The 15,104-nt window shown below is 48.1% G+C and carries 14 protein-coding genes; 4 read left to right on the plus strand and 10 right to left on the minus strand.

Annotation, left to right across the window (positions count from 1 at the left end; all coding sequences use genetic code 11):
- Positions 1-17: 17 nt before the first annotated feature.
- Both bamC and dapA read right to left on the minus strand, forming a co-directional pair.
- Complete coding sequence (bamC, locus tag HQN79_RS07565; protein WP_173285329.1) at positions 18-1,136, minus strand: outer membrane protein assembly factor BamC; 1,119 nt, start codon at positions 1,134-1,136, stop codon at positions 18-20.
- Positions 1,137-1,223: 87 nt separating this feature from the next.
- Entirely contained in the window at positions 1,224-2,099 is an 876-nt protein-coding gene (gene dapA, locus HQN79_RS07570) for a 4-hydroxy-tetrahydrodipicolinate synthase (RefSeq protein WP_173285330.1), read from the minus strand.
- 281 nt (positions 2,100-2,380) lie between these two features.
- On the opposite strand from dapA, the gene HQN79_RS07575 reads away from it, so the two are divergent.
- Positions 2,381-2,848 (plus strand): peroxiredoxin, encoded by a 468-nt coding sequence (locus tag HQN79_RS07575; RefSeq protein WP_173285331.1) that lies wholly within the window; start codon positions 2,381-2,383, stop codon positions 2,846-2,848.
- A 78-nt stretch (positions 2,849-2,926) separates the two neighbouring features.
- A complete protein-coding gene (locus HQN79_RS07580) occupies positions 2,927-4,333 on the plus strand; it encodes a PhoH family protein (protein ID WP_202984488.1) in 1,407 nt (468 codons plus the stop codon).
- A gap of 104 nt (positions 4,334-4,437) precedes the next feature.
- Here the strand turns inward: HQN79_RS07580 and HQN79_RS07585 are convergent, their stop codons facing one another.
- The 6 genes from HQN79_RS07585 to HQN79_RS07610 form a co-directional block, all read right to left on the minus strand.
- Positions 4,438-5,391, minus strand: a complete 954-nt coding sequence (locus HQN79_RS07585) for a LysR family transcriptional regulator (RefSeq protein WP_173285332.1) — start codon at positions 5,389-5,391, stop codon at positions 4,438-4,440.
- A gap of 132 nt (positions 5,392-5,523) precedes the next feature.
- The gene (locus HQN79_RS07590) at positions 5,524-6,498 is read right to left on the minus strand and encodes a potassium channel family protein (RefSeq protein WP_173285333.1); all 975 of its coding nucleotides are present in this window, start codon (positions 6,496-6,498) and stop codon (positions 5,524-5,526) included.
- Between the two features lie 151 nt (positions 6,499-6,649).
- The gene (locus HQN79_RS07595; protein WP_173285334.1) at positions 6,650-7,906 is read right to left on the minus strand and encodes a UbiH/UbiF/VisC/COQ6 family ubiquinone biosynthesis hydroxylase; all 1,257 of its coding nucleotides are present in this window, start codon (positions 7,904-7,906) and stop codon (positions 6,650-6,652) included.
- Between the two features lie 56 nt (positions 7,907-7,962).
- On the minus strand, positions 7,963-9,198 hold the full coding sequence (locus HQN79_RS07600) for an FAD-dependent monooxygenase (protein WP_173285335.1): 1,236 nt from the start codon (positions 9,196-9,198) through the stop codon (positions 7,963-7,965).
- 38 nt (positions 9,199-9,236) lie between these two features.
- The gene (locus HQN79_RS07605; RefSeq protein WP_173285336.1) at positions 9,237-10,556 is read right to left on the minus strand and encodes an aminopeptidase P N-terminal domain-containing protein; all 1,320 of its coding nucleotides are present in this window, start codon (positions 10,554-10,556) and stop codon (positions 9,237-9,239) included.
- Positions 10,557-10,594: 38 nt separating this feature from the next.
- Positions 10,595-11,185 (minus strand): UPF0149 family protein, encoded by a 591-nt coding sequence (locus tag HQN79_RS07610; RefSeq protein WP_173285337.1) that lies wholly within the window; start codon positions 11,183-11,185, stop codon positions 10,595-10,597.
- Positions 11,186-11,417: 232 nt separating this feature from the next.
- Between HQN79_RS07610 and HQN79_RS07615 the strand changes: the two genes are divergently transcribed.
- Positions 11,418-11,723 (plus strand): cell division protein ZapA, encoded by a 306-nt coding sequence (locus HQN79_RS07615; RefSeq protein WP_173285338.1) that lies wholly within the window; start codon positions 11,418-11,420, stop codon positions 11,721-11,723.
- A 488-nt stretch (positions 11,724-12,211) separates the two neighbouring features.
- Complete coding sequence (locus HQN79_RS07620) at positions 12,212-12,811, plus strand: 5-formyltetrahydrofolate cyclo-ligase (protein WP_173285339.1); 600 nt, start codon at positions 12,212-12,214, stop codon at positions 12,809-12,811.
- Between the two features lie 17 nt (positions 12,812-12,828).
- Here the strand turns inward: HQN79_RS07620 and HQN79_RS07625 are convergent, their stop codons facing one another.
- Complete coding sequence (locus tag HQN79_RS07625) at positions 12,829-14,439, minus strand: N-acetylmuramoyl-L-alanine amidase (RefSeq protein ID WP_173285340.1); 1,611 nt, start codon at positions 14,437-14,439, stop codon at positions 12,829-12,831.
- Between the two features lie 157 nt (positions 14,440-14,596).
- The gene (tsaE, locus tag HQN79_RS07630) at positions 14,597-15,103 is read right to left on the minus strand and encodes a tRNA (adenosine(37)-N6)-threonylcarbamoyltransferase complex ATPase subunit type 1 TsaE (protein ID WP_173285341.1); all 507 of its coding nucleotides are present in this window, start codon (positions 15,101-15,103) and stop codon (positions 14,597-14,599) included.
- Between the last annotated feature and the right edge of the window lies 1 nt (position 15,104).

The following is a 15,104-nucleotide window of genomic DNA, read 5'->3' on the forward strand; positions in this document are numbered from 1 at the left end:
CAAATCTTTAAGTCGGATTATTTTGCCAGTAATCCGAGGCTTTCAAATACGTAGCGTCTCTGCTCGGCGTTAAGCGGCGTATCGCCGTCCAGGGCCGAAACTTTCAGCAGACTTGTCTGGTCGTCGTTTTCTGTCAGCGTCAACTTAACGCGTTCAGGAAGATCGGTTTTGGATCTTTCCTTCCAGAAAGCCAGGGTGTCAAAGAACCCGGTCTCTTCGCGAACCGATTCCGGTACATCCACTTCCATACGTTTAGTCTCGCCATTGCTCTTATGGATATTCCAGTTAGCGCGATAAATCGTAGATTGCAGATAATCCCACGAGGCATCGATAGACGCTTTCATGCGCAGACCTTCAAACTCTTCGCCGTCAACCGTCTCTACCTGCTGAACACTGGCTTTAAGCTGCGCCAGAGCAATCTCTTCGGTTGATCCGAAGAACAACATCGCCTGATACAGTTCCTGAGCTTCAAGTACCGGACTGTACGGACGCATCTGCCAAGCCGCAGAAGTTAGCGTGTCATTGCGTTCACCCGGCTCAACCATTTCGTGGTGGTTAATGTAGACACGGGTTACCCCGTTTTGCATATCGGTTTCGACACGGGCGACATACTTATCAAAGGCTCCGTCGGCCAGTTCCGGGCGCCAGCTGTTTAACAGCTTGCTGATCGCGCTTTCATAACGATCGGTCGGCGCCAGTTCTTTGCGACTCACATAATCCGTTTTCAGAATACCGATATCTTTACGCGCTTCGGCAATCTTAAAGCCCTGGTTACTGAAGAAGCGTTGCAGTCCGGCCCACACCTGATCACTGTCAATCGTGGCAAGTTCCAGCCAACGTTCGGAAAGATTGAACTTGATCGACACGCCATCGGCCTTGAAGGTCGGAATGTAATCATTCTTCATCTGCTCTTGGGCAATTGCATTCTCAGCCTGACGCAACGCAGGCGCCAACTGATTTTCTTTTCTACCCGGATCAAACAGATTAGGAGGAATTTCTAGAGATTTAACCGTTTTCGCTTCACCGTCGCGGTAAGACTCATCTGAGCCGAAGAGATTGGAGATGGTTGAGCATCCGCTCAGGCCGAATGTCATCACAAGGGTAGAAGCTACCAGCGTTTTTTTCGCAAAGCGCATAAACTTTTAAACCTTAAATTTTAGTTTGCTGAAAAGTTTTTTGGCTATCTGCCTGTGACCAGCTTTCACAGGCAACCAGATAAATGTTTAACGAATTCCGGCGCTCTGCATCGCCTGACGAACGGTCTGCTGGGCAGATTCGGACAAGACCGTTAAAGGCAAACGAATGGTATGACCGATCAAGCCCATTTCCGCCAACGCCCATTTTACCGGAATCGGATTGGCTTCGATAAACAGATCTTTATGCAGTGCAGTCAAAGGCGCATCTACTGCACGAGCAGTTGCTTCGTCCCCTGTCAGAGCCGCCGCATAAACATCATGAACAGCTTTCGGTGCAACGTTAGCAGTTACCGAAATACCACCGTGGCCTCCGGCAAGAATAAAATCCACTGCGGTCGCATCGTCACCGGTATAAAGCGCAAAATCTTCACTTACACCGGCTTTGATCTGAGCAACACGGCTGATATCGCCGGTCGCTTCCTTGACGCCGATAATATTATCAATCTCCGAAAGACGAATAACGGTCTCCGGAAGCATATCGACAGCAGTACGCCCAGGCACATTATAGAGAATTTGCGGAATATCAACCGTTTCAGCCACTTTTTTATGGTGCAGGTAAAGACCTTCCTGAGTCGGCTTATTGTAGTAAGGGGAAACCAACAGACAGGCATCGGCGCCGGCATCCTTGGCACACTGCGTCAGCTGGATCGCTTCTCGGGTCGAGTTAGCACCGGTACCGGCAATAACAGGAATGCGGCCGGCGACCTTCTGAACAACAAAACGCACTACTTCACAGTGCTCATCAAAATCCAGAGTCGCGGACTCTCCGGTAGTTCCTACTGCAACAATCGCATCGGTTTGCGATTCTATATGGAATTCAATCAACTTTTCCAAAGCGGCATAATCGACAGATTCATCTTCTAACATGGGCGTAACTAAAGCCACCATACTGCCTGTGTACACAGTAAAACTCCCCAATCCTATAACGCAAATTTTAAAAAGGTAATATTACCCTTTCCCCCAAGACACTTCAACCAAATTCATCCCCTTTAACCCGCTCTCTCCGGGCTGACTGCAACTGCTTGATCCACGCTTAGCCAAGCGCAAGTTTTTTTGCTTTTTTTCGGTTGCCTGTTTTTTTAAAAATGGCATACTGGAATTTCAGAGGCATTCTAACGTAAAAGATCAAAACCGAATCGTAGGCCTTAATCAACTTCAGCAAATAAAAAAATAAAGGATCGAGAATGATGGCAAAAATCGGCGATCGCCTGCCACAGTTTTCACTTCAAGCAACCAACGAAAGAACCCTTTCCGAACAAGACTTCATCGGCCGCTACAGCGTCTTATATTTCTACCCCAAAGACTCAACTCCCGGTTGTACTACCGAAGGCCTAGACTTCACAGCACTGCATAATGAATTCGCCGCGCTTGACGCCCAAATCTTCGGTATCTCCATGGACTCCATGCGCCGTCATGAAAACTTCAAAGACAAGCAGGGATTTACCTTTGACTTGATTTCCGACCCTGAAGCCGAACTGTGCCAGGCACTTGGCGTCTACCAACTCAAGAAAAACTTCGGCAAGGAGTACATGGGCATTGTCCGCTCAACTTTTTTAATTGATCCGGAAGGAAAGGTTGCCGCACTCTGGAGCCCAGTCAAAGTCAAGGGCCACGCAGAAGAGGTACTACAGACATTAAAACAAATGCTTTAAATTCATACACGACGCCAGCAAAGGGTTGACACCCCATTCAAGGCCGACGTACAACAGCCTGACATAAAGGAAATTGCCATGACCGATGAACCACGCCGCCTGTTTATCCTAGACACCAACGTGCTGATGCACGATCCTATGGCGCTCTTCCAATTCGAAGAACACGATATCTATTTACCGATGACCGTTCTCGAAGAACTGGATGCCGGTAAAAAAGGGATGTCGGAAGTCTCCCGAAATGTACGAGAAACCAACCGACTGATCGACCAGATTATCAACAACGCTTCTTTCGAAGAAATTCAAAACGGCCTCAGCCTGGAACGCATTCACCCTAACAGCGGCCTTGAACAGCTGCATTTAGGAAAACTGTTTTTCGAAACCGAACCGATGGTCGCCAAACTTCCGGCGCACCTGCCGAGCCATAAAGCAGACAATCACATTCTACAAACCGGTCTCGCGCTTAAGGAAGAGTATCCGAGCCGTAATGTTACGCTAGTGACCAAAGACATTAACATGCGTATCAAATCTTCCGCCGTCGGACTGCACTCGGAAGATTACTACAACGACCGCGTACTGGAAGATGCCGATCTTCTGTACACCGGATGGGAAGAACTGGAAGAGAACTTTTTCGAAACGCACGGGCAGAACATGCGTTCATGGCAAGAAGACGGCAGCACTTTCTATGAACTTGAAGTCGGTCATGACTGCAAATGGCAACCCAATGAAGCACTGGTCAGCGCAAACGACTCCGGTTTCAGCGCAATGATCCGCAAAATCAGCAATGGCGTCGCCACTCTGGAATACATGCGCGACTATACCTCGCCGACGCACAGTATCTGGGGCATCACAGCTCGAAACAGCGAACAGAACATTGCCTTGAACCACCTGATGGACCCGAATATCGATTTCGTTTCCCTTCTGGGTGTAGCTGGTACAGGTAAAACCCTCCTTACCCTCGCGGCCGCACTGGAACAGACTTTGGACCAGAATCTGTACAACGAAATCATTATGACGCGAGCCACCATTCCGGTCGGGGAAGACATTGGCTTCCTGCCGGGTACGGAAGAAGAAAAAATGACTCCGTGGATGGGCGCCTTGATGGACAACCTCGAAGTACTGACCGAATCCGACGGTTATACCGACTGGGAAAAAGAGAGCACTCAGGAACTGCTGAGCAAACGCATCAAAATCAAATCCATGAACTTTATGCGCGGACGAACCTTCCAGAAAAAGTTCATTATCATCGACGAAGCACAGAACCTGACGCCAAAACAGATGAAAACCCTGGTCACGCGTGCTGGCGAAGGTACCAAAGTCATCTGTCTGGGAAATATCAGCCAGATCGACTCGCCTTATCTGACAGAAACCACAACCGGTCTGACCTATATCGTCGACCGTTTTAAATCTTGGGAACACAGCGCACATATTACCTTGCAACAAGGTGAGCGCTCCCGTCTGGCAGAGTTCGCTTCGGATAATCTGTAAAAGAACCAGCCCCGTTTAGACGGGGCCGTTTCTGCTTGCAATACCTATAAAAAAACCGGGCATTGCCCGGTTTTTTATGTCGTCTGAAAACGCTGGCGGTTCGCTTAGCGACCCATGGTTTTCTGCTCTTCCTCGGTCGGAATACGGAAACCCAACTCCTGTGCACGAGCGCGACAGTAGTTGATAGCAAATTCCAGCAATTCACCAACCGCACGATGACGGAATTTATGTTTCTGACGCACATGCGAGAACGGACGCAAAATTGGCGGATCGAGCGGAATCGCTTTAAGCGTGTTCAACTTCAGCTCTTTAACGATAGTGGTACGGGAAACCACTGCCACCCCTACATCGGACTCGACAGCCATTTTAACCGCTTCAGGACTACCCAACTCCATAACAACATTAAGATCGCTATAACTGAAGCCCTGCTCACGAATATAAGAGTCGATAACCTGACGCGACCCGGAACCTTCTTCACGAGAGATGTAACCGAATTTACGGAAATCTTCGACCGTCACCTTATCGCGCTTGGCAAGCGGGTGATCCAAAGGACAAATCAGCTGCATTTCATCGATACGACAAACATCCACTTCTAGGTTTTTGTTCTGTACCGGCGCTTCCACTAATCCCAAATCGATCATGTTATTCTCGACCATTGAGACAATCGCATCGGTATTACCAACCTGCAGACGAATATTGACATCTTCATACTGTTTTTTGAAAGCACCAAGAAGACTAGGAAGCATATATTCGGCGATGGTAGTACTGGCGCCAATTACCAGAGTCCCGGTCACTTCACCCGTTAGTTCTCGAACCTCGGAATTCATTTTTTCGTACAATTCAAGAATCTGATCGGCGTAGTCATAAACAACCTTACCGGCTTCTGTGAGAGTGATTTTATTGTGAGTTCGGTCGAAAAGACGGGTATTGAAGAAATCTTCAAGCTGCTTTACCTGAAAGGTAACAGCCGGTTGAGTCATATGGAGTGTCTCTGCAGCTTTGGTAAAACTCATTACCTTAGCAACGGTATGAAATACCTGAAGACGTCTATCTGCCATGCGCTCTGTCCTTTTGTCATATTTTTATAAATTAGCGGTGAATATAGGCTTTTAATCGGAAAAAGTCAATCCTATTAATCGCCGGATAAATATACTTTAAATCAGCATTGAAACTGAAATGACCCTTCTCGGCTAAAGATCGTCCTGTTTAGCGGAAGAAACGGCATCCTCCGGCTTTTTATCCGACTCACGTTTTTTATCACCGGCGCTTAACTCTTGACTCTGCTTATGCATAAAAAGCGCTTCTTCTGAATTCTTCTCCTGCTGCAGTCGCTGCAAGTGCTCTTCGAGAAGCTGATAACGTTGCAACTCTTTCTGCAAACGATCAACTTCTTGGGTCGAATGCAGCATAATGCTTTCCACATGTTTCTCGATATCCATACTCTGCTTAATCAGACGCTTTTCGGTCTGGCGGACATAATTCAGAATATCTTTCTCCAGCTTTCGCTGGTCCGAACCGATCAGAAACGCCGAGAAGTTCGCCGTCACCAGCGAGAAAAACAGCACTCCGAAAATAATCAGAACGGTACCGAAAATTCGCCCCTCTTCGGTAAAAGGTACTACATCACCGTAACCGACAGTGGTAATGGTGACGATCGCATACCAGATCCCGTCAATAAACGGCCGATCTTCGATATAAGAAAAAATGCTACCGGCCCCAATGATCAGAAACACGAAACCGATCAGAATCTGCCCGAATCGATTGCGGCCGAGGAGCAGCATCGCATCCTGAAAAAAGCTGGTGATAAAACGCAAAAGCAAGACAAGACGCAGCGAACGGAAAATCAACGCCCAATCCCCCTGCCAATTAACCCATGGCACGGCCAGCATCACTATTAGAAGATTTAACCAGTTTTCGGCAAGGTAACGGCGTTTCTTGTCTACCAGAGAAAGATTGACGACCAGTTCGCAAAAGAAAACACTCCACAGAACCGCATTCAACCAAGGGGAATCGATCGGATAATCACTTAAGGCAAGGATAAGCTGAACAAAGACCAGAAGAAGCGCAAAAGCGACCAGGTATTCAAAAATTTTCCCGACCCTAAGCGCACGGCTATTTTCTCTGTCATGTACGCCCGCAACACCCAAAAGCGCTTTAATCTTCATTCGGCATCCTAAAATTTCGCTTGAATTACTGGGTCCAGAGCCCAAATATCGACTTTATTAGAGAAAGCTTACCTAAGGTACGCACGGGAAAACAGTACTCGATGGAAAATTTTCGACAGACTTGCTCGAACGCAATTAACGGCAGCAATCGTTAAAGCGAATACTTCCTAGCCATCTCGGGAAGCGCTTCACGCCCATTTAACGCCTGTTCCATCAACCAGTTTTTGCCGGGTTTAAGACGTTCCGCAAGCGGAAGCATCGTTTGTCTAAAACCGTTTTTGAGTGGATTATCCTGATACAACCAGGCAAACCACTCCATTGAGCGTTGCACAATCGCATTGTCGCCTCGACGCCAACGCTCATATTGTCGTAGTACCGATAAAGAGGTGAAGTTACGCCCTTCGGATTTGGCACGACTCAGCGTTTCGACCAGCGCCGCAGCATCCAGTAACCCGAGATTAACCCCCTGACCTGCTTGCGGGTGAATGGTATGCGCAGCATCTCCGATCAGGGCCAGACCCCGCTTGACATAATGGTTAGCGTGCTGACGAACCAGAGGGAAAGCGCCTCGTCCACCGACTTCGACGACCTGTCCAAGACGGTAGTCGGACGCTTTTCCAACTTCCGCGGCGAATTGTTGATCATCCAAGGACAAGGCCCAGTCACATTTTTCTTTCGGCAGATACCAAGCGATCGAACTGTAATTGTCCTGCATCGCTAAAAAAGCGAAAGGACCGTCTTTCGTATATCTCTGCCAACAGCAATCCTGATGCGACAGTTCGGTTTTCACCGTACCGACCACGGCACACTGGTCATAGTCTTGAGTGCTCAATCCGATCTGAGCCAGCTGCCTGACCAGAGAACGTCCACCATCCGCAGCGACAATCATGCGGGCATTTAGCTTTCGGCCGTCGGCGAGCGTCAAACTCGAATTAGACAATCCATCCGCAGGCAATTTTAAAGCCGTAATCTCCTGATCAAGCAAAACCGTGAGGCTCTCACAGGCGTCGAATTCCTGCCAAAGCGCATATTGAATCAGATCATTCTCAATCACATGCCCAAGATCTGTTTCACCAACATCGGCGGCATTAAATGTCACTTCAGCCGTCGTAAACTCATCCCATACCCGCATGGCACGAAAAGCATGACAACGTTGTTGACAAATTGCCTCCCAAGCACCGAGGTTGCGTAAAATATTCTCTGAGGCACGCGTCAGAGCACTGACCCGAACCCCCAAAGGCTCATCCGCACTCCAATGAGGCGCCTTGCGCTCCAGCAACAGCACTTCAAAACCGTTGCGAGCCAGACCGATAGCAGCAGCGGCTCCGACCATCCCTCCACCGACAATAATGGCATCCCATACAACATCGTCATTCACAGGCGGTAAGAATTTTGATTCTGTACTCATAACTTTACAATCTACTTTAGCGTTCTGAATAATGAGGTTTCGCAAGGCTCGGAAAACTAGGATTTACCCATTGCAAATCGTGAAAAACGTTTCTTCGCTCCAGGGAGTGCCTGCATGGCCATCAGCCCAAGCCCTCGAAGATGCCCGACCAGAGCCGATTTATGCTGAAAGATATCAATCAAGCTATCCGTCATCCCCATGACTTTCTTATGATCAGGTTGACGAAGCTCGGCATAATGCTGCAAAAATTCCGGCCTTGAAATATTCTCAACGGCACTCGCTCCGACGCCTTGTTTGGCGACCTCATCCAAAAAGACCGCAATATCGCGAATACCCAAATTCAACCCCTGAGCGGCAACCGGGTGCTGCGTGTGTGCGGCATTACCCAACAACAAAGCGCGCCCACGAGTAAAGTTTTCGACATAGGTTTCCTGCAACGGATAGGCAAGACGTTTGGAAACCGAAACAAAACCACCTAATCGTTCACCCATCTTCTCACTGAAAAGTCGCAAATATGCCTGATCGTCCAAAGCCATAACATCCTTAAGCTTTTCATCCGGACAGACCATCACCGCTTTATGGAAACGCCCCTGCATCGGCAAAAGCGCCACCGGTCCCTCGGTCGTAAAGCGTTCATACGACCATCCATGAGGATGTTCAGCCGTTTCCATTTGGGCCAGAATTGCGTGAGCGCCGTATGACTTTTTCTGCAATGGCAGACCAAGCGATTTGCGCACCTGGGAGTCGGTACCATCGGCACCAATCAGCAACTGAACCTTAAAGGATTTAACTTCTCCGTCGATGCTTACTTGAGCCTGAATTCCGTCCTGATCCTCGGTAAAATTTTCCAGTTTCGCCGGTGCCAGAATCTCGATCTGCTCTTTATACTCTTGAACCGACTGCCACAGAACCTGCCCAAGATCACGCCCCTGAATACTGAAACCAAGCGCATTGACATTCATCTCATCGGCATCGATTATGGTAATTCCCATAAAACCTTTCTGCGAAACATGAACATGCTCTATCGGAGTCGCAAATGGTTTTAACGCCTGCCAGACACCAAGATTCTGCAAAACTTCAATGGATCCGAAAGAGAGCGCCAGAACGCGACCATCAAATGCGTTTTCACTTTTTTCCGTGTCTGTGTTCTGTTGCTGGCTAGGCGGCTGAGACTCCAGCAACTGAACGGAAAATCCCTGCCTAGCCAGTCCTAATGCTAGCAAAAGTCCGACAGGACCACCGCCTACGATCATAATTTGCGACGCATCTTGAACCGATTGATCACTCTTCATTAGCTTTCCTTGGGAGTTAAAGTGCCACTGAAACGATGTTATGCATTCTCTGCGAACCAGGCTTCAATCTCTTCGACTGTTCGCGGCAAACCTGTGGTAAGGACTTCATGTCCTGCATCAGTCACAAGCACATCGTCTTCGATACGAATACCGATATTATGCCATTTGGCGTCCACATGAGTATGTCGACTGGAAATATAGAGCCCCGGCTCAACGGTCAGCACCATCCCCGGCAACAAAGGCCGCCATTCGCCATCAATTTTGTAACGCCCGACATCGTGCACATCCAGCCCGAGCCAGTGCCCGGTGCCGTGCATAAAGAAATCTTTATAAGCTTCACTTTTTACAAGGTCGTTCACATCCCCATGCAAAATCTGCAATTCGACCAATCCCTCAGTCAAAACTCGCAAAGTGATCTGGTGCAATTCATCATAGGTTACGCCGGGTTTAACAGCGGCGATAACACTTCTTTGCGCCTTCAGAACCAGGCGATAGAGTGCGGCCTGTTCCTGTGAAAATTTACCGCCAGGAGGAAAGGTATGGGTGATATCTCCGGCATAACCTTGATATTCGGCACCGGCATCAACCAATAGCAACGCCTCCCGATTCAGCTGATCGCTGTTTTCGGTATAGTGCAGAATACAGGCGTTCTCGGCGCTGGCGCTAATGGTATTGAAGGAGACTCGCTGCGCGCCCTGACGAATAAACTCCGCCTCAAGATCCGCCTGAACCGCTGCTTCCGTCGTATAAAGCGCCGCCGCACGCATTGCCGCCAAGTGACCTTTAACGCTGATTTGCGCTGCTTGTCGCATTACGGCTATTTCCGACTCGCTTTTAATCAACCTTTGCTCATGCAGCAGTTGATCCAGATCGGCAATGGCAGCCGGACTTGCAATGCCTTTGCGTACTTGCGCTTTGAGGCTTGCCAGCAAAGGGGTAAGCACCTCAGTCCAGTGAGCAAAATCCGCAAAGCTGACCAGAATGGTTTCAACGCCGCCGACCAGTTCAGGCAGGTGTTCCAGCAATGACTCGATTTCGAATGCCTGATCCAATCCCAGCTTCTCTGCGGCAGCGTCAACACCAAGGCGTCGCCCCTGCCAGATTTCCTGCTCGAGATCTTTAGGGCGCAGAAAAACAGCGGTTTCCTCTTTGCCGTTGTTTTTAAGCAACAACAGAACAGCATCAGGTTCGGCAAAGCCGGTCAGATACCAGAAATCGCTGTGCGTACGGAATGGGAATTCGACATCACGGTTGCGAATCTGTTCTTCACCGGAAAAAACCAAAGCCGCACTGTTATCGGGCAGCTGCGCAAACAGTCTCTGACGATTTTCTAAAGGTCCGTGTAGAGGTTCGTGCATTTAAACTCCATATTAAACTTGTGCACATGCATTACCAATCAATGGATCTGATGCTGTCCTTGAGGTGGATCCATAATCGGTGCCGCCTGCGTCGGGTTCAGCTCCTCATTCAGCATAATTACGCCGACTTTGACAAACTCGTAAAGTTCCGTCAAATCCTGCTCGACCTGCTCGGTAGTTTCCTTTTCCAGATCGATAAGGGTACTGACGTCAATGCGCGCGATTTCACTCAAATCATTAATGACCTCACGCACTTCTTCGCCAAGCGTTTTTTCCATCTCATTAAGCCCGCCGGCCAGACCGATACCGTACAGAATACCTTCACACAGCTGCCCCAGCATAGCGGCACGCAACACCATATCTTCATTGTCGTCAGGCAAACACAAAGACAATTCAAACCCGGAACCGTTTAATCCTTTATTGGTCTCGTTGTACATTTCGTGCAAGGCAATCAGGAAAGATTCCTTGATCGATTTAACCTGCGCCTCTTCAAGCAGTTTTTTAATCCACACGGTTTCCTGAATTTCGTTATCAACACACAGCAAGCCGATCAACATTCCCTGCAAAAACGAGGGCGATTCCAACTCGGGATACGGCGCGACGGCTTCATTGATGCTTTGAAAATCCATACTTAATATCTCTTGTTAAAGCGGGTTAATTGGGGAATAATACCATATCTGCTGTTATACAAAACGCCATCTATTTAAATAAAAACGCCCGGCGAGATAAAATATCTCGAAGCCTGGGAAAATCGAAGCCGGACACACCACCGGCCCCGCAGCACAAGCTATTTCACCCCCTTTCTCAAGAGATTTTGGAGACAAGGGATTTTGCGTTCGAGAACATTTAGGAGCTACACCCATGGTTGAAATCAACGTGATGGGGCATCGGTTTAACTTTCAATGCGAAGATGATGAACGGAAGCGTCTGCAAGAAGCCGCCAATCTGATTGAGCAAAAGATGAATGAACTGCCTAAAGGAAGTCGCAACGAACGCCACCTGATCATGGTATCGATCAATATCGCCTATGACTTGTTGCAACTGAAAGAAGAAGCCATGCATAACAGCGCCGATCTGAAAACCAAGGTTGAGGCTATCCATAAGATTCTGACGAACGCCATTCAGGAAAAAAAATCTGACGGGCAAAACAAAGCAAATCAAAATTAGACGGCTGCGGTGAATTCACCGGGATTCAATAATCGATAACGCTTTTTCATAAAATTCTTTTTATCCGGCAGCATAATTCAATTAAATAAACTTACCATTAATCGCGTTCAACGCCTTTTAAAAGCGTAGTTATATTGAGATTTTCATTACCAACTGATCGTTTTTCAATCTGGCTCTTCGCCTTGTCGGACAATTTTTCACAATCACACCTTAAACCGCATTTCACCAAACTCTTATTTTGCTATAATGTACCTACGGCATGTGGTCACGGGCTTAAACCCCGTTCCGATAATTACGACTTTGGGGCCAGATATTTGAAACGGTGCGCATCTCGCTAGTTCTGCTAGCCCGAGAAGCCTAAGTTTCTTAAGGAGGCTGCCACCTGAACTTCACGGTTCAGGGATTTTAGCTCGGACTGCATGCTTTCTCTTTCCCCTCTTTCACTCGTATAATGACTTTCCGACTTATTAGCTTTGCTTCCGAAAACCATGAGTGATTTAACCGCCGTCCCAGCAAAACTTCTACGTACCTCTCTGCGTGAGCGACGTAATCTTCTTTCACACCAACAACAGAAACACAACGAAGAGAAAGCTTTGCTTCAGGTCCAAAAACTTCTGGCGCAGGAAAACTTGCAAACGCCACTCAATATAGGGCTTTTTCTGAGTCAGGATGGAGAACTCGGCACAGGGAAAGTAATCGAATACCTGTGGTCACAAACCGAACACAAAGTGTTTCTGCCAATTCTGGCCGAAGACAATCATATGTTTTTCGGTGAATATCGTCCCGAAACCAAACTTCAGAACAATCGTTTCCAGATTCCGGAACCGGTTAATGAAACCGTCATCTGCGCAGGCGAATTAGACTGGGTGCTGACCCCTTTGGTTGGTTTTGACCGTTGCGGTAACCGCATGGGAATGGGAGGCGGGTTTTATGATCGAACCTTTGCGTTCAAACACGAACAGAAAGAAGAGTCGCCTTATCTGGTTGGCTGGGCGCACGCCTGTCAGGAAGTTGACCGTCTAGACAGCCAACCGTGGGACGTGCCTCTAAACGCAATTATTAGCGAAAAAGAAACCCTGTGGTTTTAAGACTGGCACCGGCCGTATCAGGTCATATTGTCCAGACGAGCTAGCAGCTGCTCGGTAACCGGGATACGCAACACCTTACCGCGATAAATATGATCGGCATTTTTGATCCGGTTCACCTGTTTGATCCGGGAAACCTCGGCGTTAAAACGGCGCGCAATTCCGCTCAGAGTATCGCCCGACTGAACTTTATAGCGCACAAACAGTGTGTCCGGCATAGTATCTGGCGAATTATTGATATTGTCGACAACATAACGGTTCAGCCCTTTCACGATTGCCGAAGCCATTTTTCTCTGGAACTTGGGATTCACCAGATTTCGTGCTTCGTGCGGATTGGAAATGAAAGCCGTTTCGATCAGCATCGACGGAATATCGATCGATTTCAGTACCGCAAATCCGGCGGATTGAACATGCTCCTTATGCAGGGAGACTCGCCCTTTCATCTCCGCCAATACAGAATTCGCCAGTTTTCGACTGTGTTCAACATTCGCCTGACGTGACAAGTCACTTAAAGCATAAGCAACATCATTATCAAACCCGCTCAAGCTGACATCCTGCAGATAGGCATTCTCCCGCTTCGCTAAAAGGCGCGCCATCGTGCTGCTTGCCCCTCGACGGGATAGAACATAAACGGAGCCGCCGCGAACGCGGTGATCGCTAAAAGCATCGGCATGAATGGAAATGAAAATATCCGCACCTTGCTCTTTGGCAATCTTAACTCGCTCATGCAGAGGGATAAAAACATCCCGGTCACGCGTTAACACCGCACGCATATGCGGCTCGGCATCAATTTTCTTTTTCAATTGTTTTGCCAGCTGCAAGGTGACGTCTTTTTCCATGATTTTTTTCTGACGGTTAATCGCACCGGAATCCTTACCGCCATGACCGGCATCCAGGGCAATCACCACCTCTTTAACACCTTTTTCAGGAAGGTGCAGCGGATTTTTCAACTGATCGGACAGCTCTCTAGCCAGTTGCTGCAGCGTTTTTTCCGCAACCGTATCGGAAACTTTATGTTCAACTACACTTGCAGTTTTCTGTTTTGCTTCGCTGGATTTAATGTTTGGGGAAGGTTTTGCACTTTGATGAGCAAGTTCAGAGGTTTTTCCATGATGTTCATTATGCGTCGAAACCGGTTTTGCAACGGTTGTCGTTTTTTTGACGATTTTTTTCTCAGCCACGTCCAAAGAAGATTTTTTATTGGCATTTAGTTCGCGTAAATCGACCACCAAACGCTCGAATCCCTGGGCATTTTTGGCCAAATGAAAACTGGAAACATCCAAAGTTCTATGTAATTTCAGGGTAACCTTCGTCACCTGCGGATTCGAGTCGACATCCAGCTTATACAATCGAGGGTCATTTAGAGTTTTATTTTTAAAGCTGATCCGGCTTTCGGCCTGCTTAAACACCACTTCCACACGTGACGGATTACTTAGGCGCATCACTTTGTAATTAACGCGATCTTTAAGATCGAAGACTACACGGGTTTTTTGCGAATCCTGACCGACGCGAATCTTATCAATAGCACCTTTGGCCCAGACCGAAGAAGAGCCTAAAAGCGCGCACAGCAAAACGGCAGAAGTCAGTAACTCCGCCTGTCGTTTTACCTGCTTGATCGATCTTAATAACATTTCGCAAACTCCTGATGTCGGCATCATATTGACCTCCGAAATAACAGCAACCCGTTAATCGTCACTCCATTGCATTCTGTAGCGCCCGGCTTTTTCGGGTTTTAAAAACCGGTCGAAAAAGCTTAAGCAAACTGCTTGCCAATTTTGCACACAACTCCTATTCAAGGTGCTCGACAACTTCCTGTCCAATGACCGTATAGGCCCGTAAATTCAGATTTCTACCGGCCTCCTGATATTGCAGGTCAATGATAATATCGGCCGCCGGAAGAACCGGCTGGCCTTTTTCCGGCCACTCTACCAAAGCGATATAGCGCCCTTGAAACAGATCCCGAATAGCAAGAAACTCCAATTCCTCCGGATCACACAGACGGTACAGATCAAAATGGTGAACCTGCGCGGGCCACAGCCCTAAATTCACCTCATAGCTTTCAACCAGTGTATAGGTCGGGCTCTTCACCTTTAACCGCGAATCATAAGATTGAATAAGAGCACGTGAAAGGAAGGACTTTCCGGCTCCGAGATCCCCGTTCAAATAAACAACAATCCCGTTTTCCTTCTCACAGCCAAGCACTTCTTTAAGCGCTTGCGCCAACTTTTGAGCAAAAGAGACAGAAGCCCCCTCATCCTCTAAAAACCGCTGCACGAGATTCGCGCTCTGCGTCATA

The organism is Thiomicrorhabdus xiamenensis (genome assembly GCF_013282625.1).
In the GTDB taxonomy this organism is placed as follows: Bacteria; Pseudomonadota; Gammaproteobacteria; order Thiomicrospirales; family Thiomicrospiraceae; genus Thiomicrorhabdus; species Thiomicrorhabdus xiamenensis.

Coding starts and splice junctions, on each gene's coding strand:
- bamC (WP_173285329.1), bottom strand. CDS start 1,136: ATGCGCTTTGCGAAAAAAACGCTGGTAGCTTCTACCCTTGTGATGACA.
- HQN79_RS07575 (WP_173285331.1), top strand. CDS start 2,381: ATGATGGCAAAAATCGGCGATCGCCTGCCACAGTTTTCACTTCAAGCA.
- HQN79_RS07580 (WP_202984488.1), top strand. CDS start 2,927: ATGACCGATGAACCACGCCGCCTGTTTATCCTAGACACCAACGTGCTG.
- HQN79_RS07585 (WP_173285332.1), bottom strand. CDS start 5,391: ATGGCAGATAGACGTCTTCAGGTATTTCATACCGTTGCTAAGGTAATG.
- HQN79_RS07590 (WP_173285333.1), bottom strand. CDS start 6,498: ATGAAGATTAAAGCGCTTTTGGGTGTTGCGGGCGTACATGACAGAGAA.
- HQN79_RS07595 (WP_173285334.1), bottom strand. CDS start 7,906: ATGAGTACAGAATCAAAATTCTTACCGCCTGTGAATGACGATGTTGTA.
- HQN79_RS07600 (WP_173285335.1), bottom strand. CDS start 9,198: ATGAAGAGTGATCAATCGGTTCAAGATGCGTCGCAAATTATGATCGTA.
- HQN79_RS07605 (WP_173285336.1), bottom strand. CDS start 10,556: ATGCACGAACCTCTACACGGACCTTTAGAAAATCGTCAGAGACTGTTT.
- HQN79_RS07610 (WP_173285337.1), bottom strand. CDS start 11,185: ATGGATTTTCAAAGCATCAATGAAGCCGTCGCGCCGTATCCCGAGTTG.
- HQN79_RS07615 (WP_173285338.1), top strand. CDS start 11,418: ATGGTTGAAATCAACGTGATGGGGCATCGGTTTAACTTTCAATGCGAA.
- HQN79_RS07620 (WP_173285339.1), top strand. CDS start 12,212: ATGAGTGATTTAACCGCCGTCCCAGCAAAACTTCTACGTACCTCTCTG.
- HQN79_RS07625 (WP_173285340.1), bottom strand. CDS start 14,439: ATGTTATTAAGATCGATCAAGCAGGTAAAACGACAGGCGGAGTTACTG.
- tsaE (WP_173285341.1), bottom strand. CDS start 15,103: ATGACGCAGAGCGCGAATCTCGTGCAGCGGTTTTTAGAGGATGAGGGG.